The following is a 15232-nucleotide window of genomic DNA, read 5'->3' as shown; positions in this document are numbered from 1 at the left end:
CATGAAACCGCAACCGATGCGCTTGGGGGATCTGTCAGTAGGCTTCGTCCATAGCCTGGCGGATGCGGTCGCCAGCCATGGGCAGGACCCTCAACCCCTGCTTGAGCAGTACGGTCTGGATGCCGCGCGCCTGGCCGAACCCGGGGCTCGACTGTCGATCCCACGCTACATGCGCCTGGGCCACGCGGCGATCCAGCAGACCCAGGACCCGGCACTGGGCCTGCGTATGGGTCAACTCAGCCGTTTGAGCCAGGCTGGGCTGGCGGGCGTCACCGCCGCCCAGGCGCCGACAGTACGCGAAGCCGCGCGCTGCATGATCCGCTTCGAGCCCCTATACGGTTCCAACTATCGCGGCCAGTCGAGTTTTCACGAGGACGCCCGGGGCGCTTGGCTGCGTTTTTACTCCATCAGTCCGTATAACGCCTACAACCGCTTCGTCGTAGACTCGATCATCGCTGGCTGGCTGACGCAGCTCTCCAGTGTGAGCGACATCGCGCTAAGGGCCGAACGCATAGAGATCGAATTCGAAGAACCGGCGTACGTGGAAGCCTACCGCACGCTCGGTGATTGTCCGATCCAGTTTGGCGCCCAGCAGAATCAGCTGCGCCTGGGCCTGGACAGTCTCGCCCGGCGCAACCGGCAACATTGCCCGAGTACCTGGCGGCATCTGGTTAAGTTGTGTGAACAGGAGCTGGAACAGTTGACCCGCACCCGCAGTTTGCGCGAGCGCATCATCCAACTGTTGGGGCCGTTGCTCAATGGCGGTCGGGAACCCGACCTGGAAGAAGTGGCGGCACGCTTGAAGCTGCCGACCTGGACCCTGCGCCGCAAACTGGCCGAAGAGGGTACGCAGTATCGCGCAATCCTCAATGACACTCGCCGCGACCTGGCCATGACCTACATCCGCGAGACTGAACTGGCGTTCGGCGAAATCGCCTACCTGTTGGGCTTCGCCTCAGCCGAAGCGTTCCAACGTGCCTTCAAGCGCTGGAACGACCAGACGCCTGGAGAGTTTCGGCGCAGTCATAGGAGTTACTGAGCTTAAAGATTGCCGCTTGCAACTTGAGGCGTGCAGGCAACTTTCCCCCTACAACTCCGTCGCGTCCTCGGCGGGTTCCAGCGGGTCCAGTTCATACGCCTGGTATTCCAGCAGCTCTTCCTGATAATCATCCATTACGAGTCCTTCCCCTGTCGTTGAAACCGATGCCTGATGGCGTTGGAATCAGCATAAAGCTGCTTTATGAACAAAACATGAAGCAAAAGCTTCATGAATTAAACGTAGCACAGCGTCGGGAAATTACCCTGTGAAGGTGTGGCAAGGGATTATCCTCTTGCCGGACCTCAAGGGAGTGGCTGGATTGGCTCGCTCGGAGGCGCCAACGTACTGGGCGGTGGCGCAGTGATGGTTTCTGTCGCCGGCGCGGGCTCGGACGACTCGGGAGCAATCGGTGCCGGCTCGGCTGGCGGGGTGATCGGCTCCGAGGCTGCGGGAGCGGCTTCCACTGGCGTTGGCGCGGCCTGCGGTGCGGCGGGCTCAGGAGCAGGCACCAACGCCGCCGGTTCGAGCTTGGTTTCCGGGACGCCCAGTTCAGCTTTTGGCTTCTCGACGTTCTCGACAGCCTTTTTCGCTTCAGGTGGCAAGAACAGCTCCACTAGAGCAAAGAACCGCTCGTAGAACTTGGCCGCCGATACGGTTTCGCTGGCGACCTTGACCATCGAATCATCTGAGGAGCCGATCGGCATCGATACCGAGCCCAGCACTCCCACACCCAGGCTGGCGGAGTTGTTGGTCTTCTTCAGGGCATAGCGGTCCTGCAGGGCGTTGGCGAACATGGTCGCACGGTGTCCAGCACCGCCGTCTTCGGCACAGACCAGGTTGAAGCTGATCTCCATGTGGGTTTCGCCGGTCTGCTGAAAGCTCTTGTGACCGCTGACCAGTTTCGCATCGCTGCTGGTGATGATGTAGCCCTGACTGAGCAACGCCCGACGCCCGGCTTCACAGGTCGCCGCATCGCTCACTGGATAAGTGCGCGAGAACGTACCGGAATCATCGAAGTTTTCATGCTCGTAAATGGCGGCTTTCTTGGACGAGCAACCGGCTGCGGCGGCCAACGCCAACGCAAGCCCGATGGTGCGCATGTGAGGTGATATGAACATTGAACATCCTGAGAAAAACAGTCCGGGGCGTATTGTGCAACAGAACGCGGCTCGGCAGCGTGAGTAATCACGACTTAAACGGGTTACAAGTCTACTGGGGGTTGTTTGCAGGAAAAAGAAGCAATCCCGATGGATCGACGAACACCCTGCCATTAGCAACAACCAGACATAAAAAAAGACCCCGGCTTTTCGGCCGGGGTCTTCGATCAGCAAGCCATCAAGGCATTTAGAAACGCTTGATGTCCGCCTGGCTCTCCAACTGCTTGCGATAAGCCGCAAAGTCCTGCTGGCCGATACGCGAAGCGAGGTAGCGACGGTACTGCGCCTTCTCTTCGTCGGTTGGTGCTGCTGCTTCGTTCACGCCGTTCAGACGCACGACCACCACGCTGCCGTCAGGCAAGGTCACGCTGGTGAACGTCGGCTTGTCCTTGGACTCAGGCTTGGGCATGCGGAACAGTGCCTGCAGCACCGCCGGGTCGATACCTTCCTGGTTGCGGGTTGCCGCTTCGCTGACTTTCCAGCTTTGACCGACGACCGGTTTATCCAACGCAGTCTTGCCATCACGCAGGCTAGCGATCAACTCATCCCCACGGGCCTTGGCAGCCTCGCTGGCGTGCTCCTTGGCCAGTTGAGCCCGAATGGGCCCTGCGACGCTTTCGAGCGGCATCTGCTCAGGCTTGCGGTGCTCCTTGGCACGCAACACCACGACAGTTTCCGGGTCCAGTTCGATGGCGGCGCTGTTGGCCCCTTCATCCAACACTTCCGGGCTGAACGCGGCGGTAACCACGGCGCGATTGGCCGCAACGCCCTCTCCGCCTTCACGCCCGAACGGTGCCGAGGTGTGGACGGTCAGCTTCAGGTCCTGGGCCGGCTGCGCCAGGTCGGACGCTTCGAACGAGGCATCCTCCAGTTGCTTGGTCGCCTCCACGAAACGCTGCTCCACCTGTTGGGTTTTCAGCTCGCGGGTCAGCTTGTCCTTGAGGCTGGCAAACGTCGGGACTTCAGGCGCTTCAACACCCAGCAGCTTGATCAGGTGCAAACCGAAATCGGTGCGCACCGGTGCCGATACCTGATCCTTGTTCAAGGCATACAGTGCCTTTTCGAATTCCGGATCATAGACGCCTGGACCGGCATAACCGAGATCGCCACCGTTGCTTGCCGAACCCGGGTCCTGGGAAAACTCCTTCGCCAGGGCTTCAAACGACTCGCCTTTGGCCAGACGCGCCTGAATCTCCTCGATCTTCGCCTTCGCCTGGGCTTCGGTGACCTTGTCGTTCACCTCGATCAGAATGTGCGCAGCCCGACGCTGTTCGGACAGGTTGGCGATTTCTTTCTGATAGGCCGCTTGCAGGTCTTCGTCCTTGACGCTGACCTGATCGAAGAACGAGGCCTTCTTCAGCTCGAGGTAATCGATGACCACCTGATCGGGCGTCATGAATTCCTTGGCGTGTTTGTCGTAGTAAGCCTTGACCTCGTCATCGGTCAGCTTCACGGCCGACGGGTCAGCCTTGATGTTCAAGGTAGCGAAATCACGGGTCTGCTTTTCCAGGCGGGCGAATGCCAGGACCTGCGCATCGGTGACGAAACCGCTGCCAGCCAGACCGGCACGCAGCTGACCGATCAGCATTTCCTGAGCCAGCATCTGACGGAATTGCAGGCGGTTGTAACCCAGCTGGCGGATCACCTGATCGAAACGCTCGGGGCTGAACTTGCCATCGACCTGAAACTCAGGCGTTTGCAGGATCACTTGATCCAGCGCGGCTTCGGAGAAAGCGAATTTCGCGTCGTGTGCACCTTGCAGCAACAGCTTGCGATCGATCAGGCCCTTGAGCGCCGATTCACGCAGCATCTTTTCGTCCAGCAGGGAGGCGTCAAAATCCTTGCCCAGCTGTTGCATGAGCTGACGGCGTTGCATATCGACCGCCTGACTCAGCTCGTTCTGGCTGATGTTTTCGCCGTTGACCTTGGCCGCTTCGTTGCTGTTGGTGGTGGCTTTGAAAATGGCATCGAAACCGGTCAACGCCATCAACGCGACGATGACCCCGATGATGGTCTTGGCAATCCAGCCTTGTGAATTGTCCCTGATATTCTGCAGCATGCGTCCCCCAGAAACGGTTGAACTTCAAAATTAGGCAACCGTGGAGCGTGGGTAGAATCCGGATAGAAGAAAGGCGCATCCGAGGATGCGCCTTCTCGTAACTGGCGGAGCGGACCGGGCTCGAACCCGCAAGCCCTGGCGTCACACACCGGTAGCAACCGGTCGTATTACCGCTCCGCTGCCAAGCCAGGCATGACCCCGACCCGGATAAACTCAATGAAACCTTAGTTAACGGCTTCTTTCAGTGCTTTACCAGCTTTGAAACCCGGCTTTTTGGCAGCAGGGATTTCCAGCGTCTTGCCAGTCTGCGGGTTGCGACCGGTACGAGCTGGACGGTCGGTCACGGAGAAGGTGCCGAAACCTACCAGAACCACGGAGTCGCCGGCCTTGAGAGCGCCAGTGACGGATTCGATTACAGCGTCCAGCGCACGGCCAGCAGCAGCTTTCGGGATATCAGCGGATGCAGCGATAGCATCAATCAGTTCCGACTTGTTCACTCTAAGTCCCCTTATATCTATTTGAGATGATTCTAAGTTTTTTTGGTGAAAGCAAAAACGAGTGCTGAATGGCCTACAGACACTTAAGAGCCGCTTTATAACAAGGGCTCTAAAAAACTGTCAAGGAAGCCCCCCAGGCAAATGCGTATTAATGCGTACTAATTCTTTCCTTAGAGTCAGACTCGCGCTTTTCGTCCTTCGCGACTATCTCCGGAGCCACATCCGGCAAGGGCTCCGGCGCGTATTGCAGCGCAATTTGCAGGACCTCGTCAATCCATTTAACCGGTTTGATCTGAAGATCCTGCTTAATGTTGTCAGGAATTTCCTTCAGATCGCGAACATTCTCTTCAGGAATGATCACGGTCTTGATCCCGCCACGGTGCGCCGCCAGCAGTTTTTCCTTCAGGCCACCGATCGCCAATACCTGACCACGCAGCGTGATTTCACCCGTCATGGCGACATCGGCGCGCACCGGAATGCCCGTCAGTGCCGATACCAGGGCCGTGCACATGCCTACGCCAGCGCTCGGGCCGTCCTTGGGCGTCGCCCCTTCAGGCATATGGATATGCGTGTCGCGCTTCTCGTGGAAGTCCACGGGGATGCCCAGGCTCCGTGCGCGGCTACGAACCACCGTCAACGCTGCGGTGATCGACTCGACCATCACGTCACCCAGGGAACCGGTCTTGATCAACTGCCCCTTGCCCGGAACCACTGCCGCTTCGATGGTCAGCAACTCACCACCCACTTGAGTCCACGCAAGACCGGTCACCTGACCGATCTGATCCTGCTGCTCGGCCAGGCCGTAGCGGAATTTACGCACACCCAGGAAGTGCTCCAGCAGGTCCGAAGTGACCTTGACCGCGAAGCGTTTTTCCAGCGCATGCTCCTTGACCGCCTTGCGGCAGACCTTGGCAATTTGCCGCTCCAGGCCACGCACACCAGCCTCGCGAGTGTAGTAGCGGATGATGTCGCGAATCGCGTCGGCGTCAAATTCCAGTTCGCCCTTTTTCAAGCCGTTGGCCTGGATTTGCTTGGGCGAAAGGTATTTGACGGCGATGTTGATCTTTTCGTCCTCGGTGTAACCCGGCAGACGAATCACCTCCATCCGGTCCAGCAACGCCGCCGGAATGTTCATGGAGTTGGAGGTGCAAAGGAACATCACGTCCGACAGGTCGTAGTCGACCTCCAGGTAGTGATCGTTGAAATTGTGATTCTGCTCAGGATCGAGCACTTCGAGCAACGCAGAGGCGGGATCGCCACGCATATCGCTGCCCATCTTGTCGATTTCATCCAAAAGGAACAACGGGTTGCGCACACCCACCTTTGTCATCTTTTGAATCAATCTTCCTGGCATGGACCCGATGTAGGTACGCCGATGACCACGGATTTCCGCCTCGTCGCGCACACCACCGAGGGCCATGCGGACGAATTTACGATTGGTGGCGTGGGCAATCGACTCGGCCAGAGAGGTCTTGCCGACCCCTGGCGGGCCAACCAGGCACAAAACCGGGCCACGAATTTTCTTCACGCGCTTTTGTACGGCGAGGTATTCGAGGATGCGTTCCTTGACTTCTTCCAGACCGTAATGATCGGCGTCGAGGATGTCTTCGGCGCGAGCCAGGTCCAGGCGCACCTTGCTCTGGGCTTTCCAAGGCACTTGGACAAGCCAGTCGATGTAGGAACGCACCACGGTAGCTTCGGCCGACATCGGCGACATTTGCTTGAGTTTGTTCAGCTCCGCCTGGGCCTTGGCCAGTGCGTCCTTGGGCAAACCTGCGGCATCGATGCGCTTTTTCAGCTCTTCGATTTCGTTGTGGCCTTCGTCGCCGTCGCCGAGCTCCTTCTGAATGGCCTTCATCTGCTCATTCAGGTAGTACTCGCGCTGGCTGCGCTCCATTTGTTTCTTGACGCGACCACGAATGCGTTTCTCGACCTGCAGCAGATCGATTTCGCCGTCGAGCAATGCCAGTACGTGCTCGACACGGGCGGACAAATCGATGATTTCGAGAATTTCCTGCTTTTGCTCGATCTTGAGGGCCATGTGGGCCGCCATCGTATCGACCAGGCGTCCGGGCTCGTCGATGCTGTTAAGCGACGACAGGACCTCGGCGGGCACCTTCTTGCCCAACTGAACGTATTGTTCGAACTGAGACAGCAGGCTGCGGACAAACACCTCTGATTCGCGCTCAGGCGCATCGACTTCTTCGATCAGCGATACTTCGGCCCGACAATGGCCGTCCACTTCGCTGAAACGCTCAACGGTACCGCGCTGCTCGCCTTCGACCAGGACCTTGACGGTGCCATCAGGCAGCTTGAGCAGTTGCAGAACAGTTGCAATCGTACCTACGCGATAAAGCGCGTCCTCGCCAGGATCATCGTCAGCAGGGTTTCTCTGAGCCAGCAGGAGAATCTGCTTGTCACCCGTCATCGCAGCCTCGAGAGCTTCGATGGACTTCTCGCGCCCCACGAACAGCGGGATAACCATGTGCGGATACACCACGACATCACGCAATGGCAGGAGAGGCAATTCGATGGTTGTCTTCATGATTTCGCCTCTACGGCGGCCACAAGGCCGGAAACAGATGGAAGTAAGCTTGAAACCAAGATGGGGGCAGCCTTGAAAAAAAACAAGCGCAAGACACGTCTAAAACGCGCTAAAAGCAAAGGGGCCCGAAGGCCCCTCCTTTGTTACCGCAACAGGACGCTTAAGCGTCCGGTGCAGCCTTGGCAGCCGGCTCATTGTTTTCATAGATATACAATGGCTTGGACTTGCCTTCTATAACACTTTCATCGATCACGACTTTGCTCACCTCGGACTGCGAGGGGATTTCATACATCGTGTCGAGCAATACACCTTCAAGAATCGAACGCAGGCCACGGGCACCGGTTTTACGCTCCAGGGCACGCTTGGCGACCGATTTCAGCGCGTCGGAACGGAACTCCAGGTCTACGCCTTCCATTTCGAACAGCTTGGCATATTGCTTGGTCAGAGCGTTTTTCGGCTCGGTCAGAATCTGCATCAACGCGGCTTCGTCCAGCTCGTCCAGCGTCGCCAGAACCGGCAGACGCCCCACGAACTCTGGGATCAGACCAAACTTGACCAGATCGTCAGGCTCGACTTCACGCAGGGACTCACCAACCTTCTTACCCTCTTCCTTGCTGCGCACTTCGGCGTTGAAACCAATGCCGCCGCGGGTGGAACGGTTTTGGATAACCTTTTCCAGACCGGAGAACGCACCACCACAAATGAACAGGATGTTACGGGTGTCGACTTGCAGGAATTCCTGCTGCGGATGCTTGCGACCACCCTGGGGCGGAACGGAAGCGACCGTGCCTTCGATCAACTTGAGCAAGGCCTGCTGCACGCCCTCACCGGAAACATCCCGGGTAATGGACGGGTTGTCGGACTTGCGGGAAATCTTGTCGATTTCATCGATGTAGACGATGCCCATCTGGGCCTTCTCCACATCGTAATCACACTTCTGCAACAACTTCTGAATAATGTTCTCGACATCTTCACCTACGTAACCCGCCTCGGTAAGGGTGGTTGCGTCGGCGATGGTGAACGGAACGTTCAGCAAACGAGCCAAGGTTTCGGCAAGCAAGGTCTTACCCGAGCCTGTCGGGCCGATCAGCAGGATATTGCTCTTGCCGAGTTCGACGTCGTCATTCTTTTTGTCACGCTGGTTCAGGCGCTTGTAGTGGTTGTACACCGCTACGGCCAGTACCTTTTTCGCACGTTCTTGACCAATCACATACTGATCAAGGATGCCGCTGATTTCTTTAGGCGAAGGCAATTTATGCGCGCTGCTTTCGGCCTGGGCTTCCTGCACCTCCTCGCGGATGATGTCATTGCACAGGTCGACGCACTCGTCGCAAATGAAGACCGAGGGACCGGCAATCAATTTGCGTACTTCATGCTGGCTTTTGCCACAGAAGGAGCAATAAAGCAGTTTGCCGTTGTCCTCGCCGTTGCGGGTGTCAGTCATTCGATCGATCCAAATCCGATAGGCTTGCAACACAAGATGAAGGCAATTGCGGGCTTTTTCAAGCCCGCAGGCGGCCGGTCATCCCAACCACCTGCATTTTGAGCGGCTTAGGCAGGCATTTGACGCTTGTTGATCACGGAGTCGATCAGACCGTATTCGGCCGCACGCTCTGCGCTCATGAAGTTGTCACGTTCGGTGTCACGCTCAATGGTTTCGAGGCTTTGCCCGGTGTGATGGGCCAGCAGCGAGTTCAGGCGCGAACGAATATGGAGGATTTCCTTGGCATGGATATCGATATCCGACGCCTGGCCTTGGAAACCGCCCAGTGGCTGGTGAATCATCATGCGCGAGTTAGGCAGGCAGTGACGCTTGCCCGCTGCGCCACCGGCGAGCAGGAACGCGCCCATGCTGCAGGCCTGGCCGATGCAGATGGTGGAAACGTCTGGCTTGATGAATTGCATGGTGTCGTAGATCGACATGCCCGCAGTCACCGAACCGCCAGGTGAGTTGATGTACAGATGGATATCCTTGTCCGGGTTTTCCGCTTCAAGGAACAGCAATTGCGCCGCGACCAGGTTGGCCATGTAGTCTTCAACGGGGCCGATCAGGAAGATGACGCGTTCCTTGAGCAGACGCGAGTAGATGTCATAGGCACGCTCGCCACGGGCGGACTGCTCGATAACCATCGGGACCAGGCCGCCTGCGGCTTGGATGTCAGAGCTCTGCTGATAAAAAGAATTGCGGGACATGTCTCGCAGTCACTCCCAAATAGTTATGTCTTGAATACGCATAAGCCAGCGCGAAGGCTGGCTTATGGGTGTGTATTTCTTACCGCAGAACAATCAATCGGCTTGTGGAGCTTCCACCGGCTTGACCGCTTCTTCGTAAGAGACCGCTTTATCGGTCACGCTAGCTTTCTGCAGAACAGTATCCACAACTTGCTCTTCCAGCACAACCGAACGGACTTCGTTCAGTTGCTGGTCGTTCTTGTAGTACCAGGACACAACCTGCTCAGGCTCTTGGTAGGCCGAGGCCATTTCCTGGATCAGCTCGCGAACACGGGCTTCGTCAGGCTTGAGTTCGAACTGCTTGACCACTTCGGCAACGATCAGGCCCAGCACAACGCGGCGCTTGGCTTGCTCTTCGAACAGCTCGGCAGGCAGCTGGTCCGGCTTGATGTTGCCGCCGAACTGCTGAACAGCCTGCACACGCAGACGATTCACTTCGTTGTCCAGCAGAGCCTTTGGCACTTCGATAGGGTTGGAGGCCAGCAGACCGTCCATAACCTGATTCTTGACCTTGGACTTGATGGCCTGACGCAGCTCACGCTCCATGTTCTTGCGAACTTCGGTGCGGAAACCTTCCAGACCGGTTTCCTTTATACCGAACTGGGCGAAGAACTCTTCGTTCAGCTCCGGCAGTTTCGGCTCGGAAACGCTGTTGACAGTCACGGTGAACTCGGCGGCTTTACCAGCCAGGTCCAGGTTCTGGTAGTCCTCAGGGAAGGTCACGTTCAGAACGCGCTCTTCACCGGCTTTGGCGCCGACCAGGCCGTCTTCGAAGCCAGGGATCATGCGACCGGAACCCAGTACCAGCTGGGTAGCCTTGGCGGAACCGCCAGCGAACACTTCACCGTCGACCTTGCCGACGAAATCGATGTTCAGTTGATCTTCGTTCTGGGCAGCACGATCAGCCACTTCGAAACGGGTGTTCTGCTTACGCAGGATGTCCAGCATCTTGTCCAGGTCAGCGTCCGAAACGTCAGCGCTCAGACGCTCGACGGCGATGGACTCGAAACCGGCAACAGTGAACTCAGGGAACACTTCGAACGTGGCGACGAACTCCAGATCCTTGCCCTTTTCCAGCACTTTAGGCTCGACGGATGGAGCGCCAGCCGGGTTCAGCTTCTGCTCGACAACCGCTTCGTAGAACGAAGACTGGATCACGTCACCCACGGCTTCCTGACGCGCATCAGCCTCGTAACGCTGACGAATCACGCTCATTGGCACTTTGCCTGGGCGGAAACCTGGGATTTTGGCCTTTTGGGCAGTCTGCTGCAGACGCTTGTTGACCTGAGTCTCGATGCGCTCAGCCGGCACGGTGATGCTCATGCGGCGCTCAAGAGCAGAAGTATTTTCAACAGAAACTTGCATGGATATTCCTCGTTGCACAGACGTTGGCCGGGCGTTTCCGACCCCAGAATCAAGGGCATGCATTCTAGTAGGTCAAACTCAAGAAGTCACCCTACTGAAAACGCGCAGGAAACAAGCGCCGAATTTAAGGACGGGACAAACGCTCATGCCCCGCCCGGATTGCAAATACAGTCGATCAGCCCAAGGCTCTGCACCAACGCTCCTATATATAGAAGCACGGTATCCGAACTCGCAGCTCCCGGCCCCGCAAGGAGACCGACGGGCACCCCGCGCATCATCACGAAACACAATCGCGACGAACCGATCACTGCGCACGCCCCCAAAACCGGGGCTGACGAACAACACAGAACCATTGAAAACAAAAACGGCGCAGCCCTTTTCAGGTACTGCGCCGTTTTCTGCTATTTAAATAGCGACTTGTATGGTGCGGACGGAGAGACTCGAACTCTCACACCTTGCGGCGCTGGAACCTAAATCCAGTGTGTCTACCAATTCCACCACATCCGCGTATCAAGCTTTTAAAGCAAAGGCGCCAGACCGTTAAATCTGGCGCCTTTCTAGAATATGGGGTGGACGATGGGGATCGAACCCACGACAACGGGAGTCACAATCCCGTGCTCTACCAACTGAGCTACGCCCACCATATTGCCTTGTTGCGTTACTTGTGCCAAAGCTGCCTAATGGCGCACCCGGCAGGACTCGAACCTGCGACCATCCGCTTAGAAGGCGGATGCTCTATCCAGCTGAGCTACGGGCGCCTTTTTAATCTGTATTCTTGGACGATTACAAACTAAGTGCTTTCAGCTTTGCCGAGTTCAAACAACTAACTCCGCTCCACCTTCTTAACCAGTGCTAGGCTGTGCCCGACAAGTGCGACGAATGTTATAGACGGCCTGATAGGTCGTCAACTCTTTTTTAAAAAAAATTCATTTAATTAAAGGGCTTAGGGGAATTTGCAGACCAAGCGCCTTTGCCCTCACGCCTCGGCATGCGAGAATGCGTTCTCTTTTTTTCCCCTCTCGATGGTTAACCACGCGCAATGACTGCACAACTTATCGACGGCAAATCGATCGCCGCCAGCCTGCGCCAGCAGATCGCCCAACGCGTCACCGAGCGCCGCCAGCAAGGCTTGCGCACGCCTGGCCTTGCGGTGATTCTGGTCGGCAGCGATCCTGCCTCTCAGGTTTATGTCTCGCACAAGCGTAAAGACTGTGAAGAGGTCGGCTTCCTTTCCCAGGCCTACGACCTGCCTTCCGAAACCACTCAACAAGCGCTGGCCGAGCTGATTGATCGCCTGAACGACGATCCGAATATCGACGGCGTCCTGCTCCAGCTGCCCCTGCCCGAACACCTCGACGCCTCCAAACTGCTGGAGCGTATCCGCCCGGACAAAGACGTCGACGGTTTCCATCCTTATAACGTCGGCCGTCTGGCCCAGCGCATCCCGTTGCTGCGCCCCTGCACCCCCAAAGGCATCATGACCCTGCTGGAAAGCACCGGCGTGGACCTTTATGGGCTTGATGCAGTCGTCGTGGGCGCGTCCAACATCGTTGGCCGACCGATGGCCATGGAGTTGCTGCTGGCCGGCTGCACCGTCACGGTGACCCACCGTTTCACCAAGGACCTGGCGGGCCACGTTGGGCGCGCCGACCTGGTGGTAGTCGCCGCCGGCAAGCCCGGCCTGGTGAAAGGTGAATGGATCAAGGAAGGCGCCATCGTCATCGACGTGGGCATCAACCGCCAGGAAGACGGCAAGCTGGTGGGTGACGTGGTCTACGAGACCGCCCTGCCCCGCGCCGGCTGGATCACGCCCGTACCAGGCGGCGTCGGCCCGATGACCCGCGCGTGCCTGCTGGAAAACACGCTCTACGCGGCCGAAACGCTGCATAGCTGATACGCCGCTTCAATCCAGCCGCCCCCCTGTGGGAGCGAGCTTGCTCGCGATAGCCTCGGATCAGTCAGCATCAATGGTGGCTGACATACCGCTATCGCGAGCAAGCTCGCTCCCACAGGTGCTTTGGTCGTCCGCTCTTGAATCGACAGACAGCCGTCGGTGGTTGTTACTGAAATCCCCCAAATTACAAATTTTTCAGATTCGATTCGCCAGAATCTCCCTTCATTAAACTTTATTTATTCACAAGCCCCTGCGGCACAGGCATATAGCGCTGCTGTCGCCCATACTCATAAAATGCGACGTTTTTTAGAAAACCGTCGCCAACGGCACCTTCAACTCCATCGAGCCTACTCGCGTGAAAATCCGTCTTTCGATCCTTAGCCTGTTCATCGCTTTCACAGGCACCTTTATCACGCAAAATGTCGACGCACAGGAAACCATCGCGGCCCCACGAGACACTTCAAAACTTCAAGTCGCCTCGGGCAGTGCGATCCTGCTGGATCTGCAGACAGATAAAGTCGTTTATTCCAGCAACCCGGACGTGGTGGTACCGATCGCCTCGGTCACCAAGTTGATGACCGGCCTGATCGTGCTGGATGCCAAACAGAACCTGGATGAATATATCTCCATCACTATTGCCAACACGCCAGAGATGAAAGGTGTGTTTTCCCGAGTCAAGCTCAACAGTGAACTGTCACGCCGGGACGTACTGCTGATCGCCCTGATGTCCTCGGAAAACCGCGCCGCCGCGAGCCTCGCGCATCATTACCCAGGCGGGTATGCGGCATTCATCGCAGCCATGAACGCCAAGGCCAAGTCGCTGGGCATGACCAGCACCCATTATGTCGAGCCCACCGGCCTGTCGATCCACAACGTTTCCACTGCCCGGGACCTGACCAAGCTACTGATCGCCGCCCGTAAGTATCCGCTGCTGAGCGAGCTGAGCACGACCAAGGAAAAAACCGTCACCTTCCGCAAACCGGTGTATAGCTTGGGCTTTCGCAATACCGATCACCTGATCCACAAGGCCAATTGGGACATCCAGCTGACCAAGACCGGCTTCACCAACCAGGCTGGCCACTGCCTGGTGCTGGTGACAAAAATGGGTAATCGTCCGATGGCGCTGGTGATCCTTGACGCCTTCGGCAAATACACCCACTTCGCCGATGCCAGCCGCATTCGTAGTTGGGTGGAAACCGGCAAAAGCGCCAACGTGCCGGCTGTTGCCCTTCAATACAAAGCAGCGAAGAACCTCAAGAGCCGCCAGAGCGGTGTGGTAGAAGCGTCGCAGTAAACCGCGCGTCGCCCTAAAAAAAGCCCCGATTCGTCGGGGCTTTTTCGTTCATCAAGGCTTAAGGTTACCCAGCGGATCATAGGCCTCGGAACGAGGCTGTTGCTGCTTATCCTCATCATCCCGGGGCGCCTTGGCCGGTCCTATCGGATCGACTTGCGGGTCGCCGAGATCCGGGGAATCGGGATCGAACCCCAATTCATCGTCACCGGAAGAATGCTCTGAAGAATGGGGCCCCGTAGGTGTTTTCGACTGTGCCATGCCTGCCTCCTCGAATCATGGCCCGGAAACTCCGGACCCTGAAGATAGGAGCCTCAGGCGTGCCGGGTCGTGCCCGGCAGGTGACGAACGGGGCGAGCGATCAGTGGACGGTGTTCAGGGCTTTGGTAGCCCGGGCCGCTTCTTGCTCCTGCCCTGCCCCGGCGAGCTCATCCGCCGCTTTCAGCCAGCGCTGTGAGTTGACATTGGCCGGCAACTGCGTCGGACGCTGGAGCAGAACCGCCCAACCGCCTGCGCTTTTGAAGGCTGATTCGAACGTGCTGAAGCTCATCAGCTGTCGCCGGTTCATCCCTGAGCGCAGCAAGACCGTCTGCTTCTGCCGGTTATAACCGGCGAGAATCCCGTAGCGCGGCCCGGACCAGAACGCCGTCCCACCGGTGTAGCGCAGCAACACGGGATAACCCGCGGCAACCTGCTCCAACAGCGCTGGCAGCGTGTCGTCGAGGGGATACACCACCAGCCCATACTCCCGCGCCAGGGTTTGCATATTCTGCTGCAAAGCGGCCTCGCCTCCTGGCAGGTGCAGCGGTTTCTCCAACAGCCCCGGTGTAATCACGGTGCCTTGCAGCGTCAGCAGGGCGGCCAGCGACTGTGGAGCGCCCTGGTACATTTCGCCACGAAAGAACGGCACGCTGTTGAGTTCCACCCGCTCGGGCAGACGCTTGATCTGTGGCGACACGCTGCCCGCGCAGCCCGCCAGGGCCGCCAGGCAAGCCGTCGCCAGTACCAGTGATCGAAAAGAGGAAATTACCGGCAACATTATGACTCTCTTGTTCAGGCACCCGATATTCGGGCCATGCTTGGGCCGTCGATCATAAGGCGCGCACAGGCCTGGGTATAGCCTTAAACAACAGTCGCCCCCGCGTGATAGAAC

12 protein-coding genes and 3 tRNA genes are annotated in these 15232 nt (G+C 57.7%); 3 read left to right on the top strand and 12 right to left on the bottom strand.

The genetic code is table 11. The annotated features are described in order from the left end of the window. The first annotated feature begins 1 nt into the window (after nt 1). A complete protein-coding gene (locus J9870_RS10035; RefSeq protein ID WP_210643744.1) occupies nt 2-1039 on the top strand; it encodes an AraC family transcriptional regulator in 1038 nt (345 codons plus the stop codon). Nucleotides 1040-1341: 302 nt separating this feature from the next. Here the strand turns inward: J9870_RS10035 and J9870_RS10030 are convergent, their stop codons facing one another. From J9870_RS10030 to J9870_RS09985, 10 genes are all read right to left on the bottom strand, one after another. Beyond that, a complete protein-coding gene (locus tag J9870_RS10030) occupies nt 1342-2157 on the bottom strand; it encodes a DUF2242 domain-containing protein (protein WP_210643743.1) in 816 nt (271 codons plus the stop codon). Between the two features lie 226 nt (nt 2158-2383). Further along, a complete protein-coding gene (locus tag J9870_RS10025) occupies nt 2384-4255 on the bottom strand; it encodes a SurA N-terminal domain-containing protein (RefSeq protein WP_210643742.1) in 1872 nt (623 codons plus the stop codon). 224 nt (nt 4256-4479) lie between these two features. Next, nucleotides 4480-4752: an HU family DNA-binding protein gene (locus tag J9870_RS10020; protein ID WP_003183171.1), complete on the bottom strand. Its 273-nt coding sequence runs from the start codon at nt 4750-4752 to the stop codon at nt 4480-4482. Nucleotides 4753-4900: 148 nt separating this feature from the next. Beyond that, complete coding sequence (lon, locus tag J9870_RS10015; protein WP_210643741.1) at nt 4901-7297, bottom strand: endopeptidase La; 2397 nt, start codon at nt 7295-7297, stop codon at nt 4901-4903. Between the two features lie 160 nt (nt 7298-7457). Beyond that, the gene (gene clpX / locus J9870_RS10010) at nt 7458-8741 is read right to left on the bottom strand and encodes an ATP-dependent Clp protease ATP-binding subunit ClpX (protein WP_013692650.1); all 1284 of its coding nucleotides are present in this window, start codon (nt 8739-8741) and stop codon (nt 7458-7460) included. A gap of 107 nt (nt 8742-8848) precedes the next feature. After that, nucleotides 8849-9490 carry an ATP-dependent Clp endopeptidase proteolytic subunit ClpP gene (gene clpP, locus J9870_RS10005; RefSeq protein WP_003183177.1) on the bottom strand — a complete coding sequence of 214 codons (642 nt, stop codon included), beginning with the start codon at nt 9488-9490 and terminating at the stop codon, nt 8849-8851. Between the two features lie 93 nt (nt 9491-9583). Then, nucleotides 9584-10894 carry a trigger factor gene (gene tig, locus J9870_RS10000; protein WP_210643740.1) on the bottom strand — a complete coding sequence of 437 codons (1311 nt, stop codon included), beginning with the start codon at nt 10892-10894 and terminating at the stop codon, nt 9584-9586. Between the two features lie 422 nt (nt 10895-11316). Continuing rightward, nucleotides 11317-11401: transfer RNA gene (locus tag J9870_RS09995), tRNA-Leu, on the bottom strand. A gap of 58 nt (nt 11402-11459) precedes the next feature. After that, nucleotides 11460-11535, bottom strand: a tRNA-His gene (locus J9870_RS09990). A gap of 40 nt (nt 11536-11575) precedes the next feature. Next, nucleotides 11576-11652: transfer RNA gene (locus tag J9870_RS09985), tRNA-Arg, on the bottom strand. 281 nt (nt 11653-11933) lie between these two features. On the opposite strand from J9870_RS09985, the gene folD reads away from it, so the two are divergent. Both folD and pbpG read left to right on the top strand, forming a co-directional pair. Further along, nucleotides 11934-12788, top strand: a complete 855-nt coding sequence (gene folD / locus J9870_RS09980; protein ID WP_210643739.1) for a bifunctional methylenetetrahydrofolate dehydrogenase/methenyltetrahydrofolate cyclohydrolase FolD — start codon at nt 11934-11936, stop codon at nt 12786-12788. 355 nt (nt 12789-13143) lie between these two features. Then, nucleotides 13144-14082, top strand: a complete 939-nt coding sequence (pbpG, locus tag J9870_RS09975; RefSeq protein ID WP_210643738.1) for a D-alanyl-D-alanine endopeptidase — start codon at nt 13144-13146, stop codon at nt 14080-14082. 51 nt (nt 14083-14133) lie between these two features. Here pbpG and J9870_RS09970 read toward each other — a convergent pair whose 3' ends face one another. Both J9870_RS09970 and J9870_RS09965 read right to left on the bottom strand, forming a co-directional pair. Next, the gene (locus J9870_RS09970) at nt 14134-14340 is read right to left on the bottom strand and encodes a DUF6021 family protein (protein WP_210643737.1); all 207 of its coding nucleotides are present in this window, start codon (nt 14338-14340) and stop codon (nt 14134-14136) included. Nucleotides 14341-14440: 100 nt separating this feature from the next. Then, nucleotides 14441-15118 carry a peptidase C39 family protein gene (locus J9870_RS09965; RefSeq protein WP_210643736.1) on the bottom strand — a complete coding sequence of 226 codons (678 nt, stop codon included), beginning with the start codon at nt 15116-15118 and terminating at the stop codon, nt 14441-14443. Nucleotides 15119-15232: the final 114 nt, after the last annotated feature.

The sequence above is a fragment of the Pseudomonas sp. Tri1 genome (assembly GCF_017968885.1).
Classification (GTDB): domain Bacteria; phylum Pseudomonadota; class Gammaproteobacteria; order Pseudomonadales; family Pseudomonadaceae; genus Aquipseudomonas.
The sequence above is the reverse complement of the archived record's forward strand: the minus strand, read 5'-3'. Positions and strand labels throughout refer to the sequence as shown.

Coding starts and splice junctions, on each gene's coding strand:
- J9870_RS10035 (WP_210643744.1), top strand. CDS start 2: ATGAAACCGCAACCGATGCGCTTGGGGGATCTGTCAGTAGGCTTCGTC.
- J9870_RS10030 (WP_210643743.1), bottom strand. CDS start 2,157: ATGTTCATATCACCTCACATGCGCACCATCGGGCTTGCGTTGGCGTTG.
- J9870_RS10025 (WP_210643742.1), bottom strand. CDS start 4,255: ATGCTGCAGAATATCAGGGACAATTCACAAGGCTGGATTGCCAAGACC.
- lon (WP_210643741.1), bottom strand. CDS start 7,297: ATGAAGACAACCATCGAATTGCCTCTCCTGCCATTGCGTGATGTCGTG.
- clpX (WP_013692650.1), bottom strand. CDS start 8,741: ATGACTGACACCCGCAACGGCGAGGACAACGGCAAACTGCTTTATTGC.
- clpP (WP_003183177.1), bottom strand. CDS start 9,490: ATGTCCCGCAATTCTTTTTATCAGCAGAGCTCTGACATCCAAGCCGCA.
- tig (WP_210643740.1), bottom strand. CDS start 10,894: ATGCAAGTTTCTGTTGAAAATACTTCTGCTCTTGAGCGCCGCATGAGC.
- folD (WP_210643739.1), top strand. CDS start 11,934: ATGACTGCACAACTTATCGACGGCAAATCGATCGCCGCCAGCCTGCGC.
- J9870_RS09970 (WP_210643737.1), bottom strand. CDS start 14,340: ATGGCACAGTCGAAAACACCTACGGGGCCCCATTCTTCAGAGCATTCT.
- J9870_RS09965 (WP_210643736.1), bottom strand. CDS start 15,118: ATGTTGCCGGTAATTTCCTCTTTTCGATCACTGGTACTGGCGACGGCT.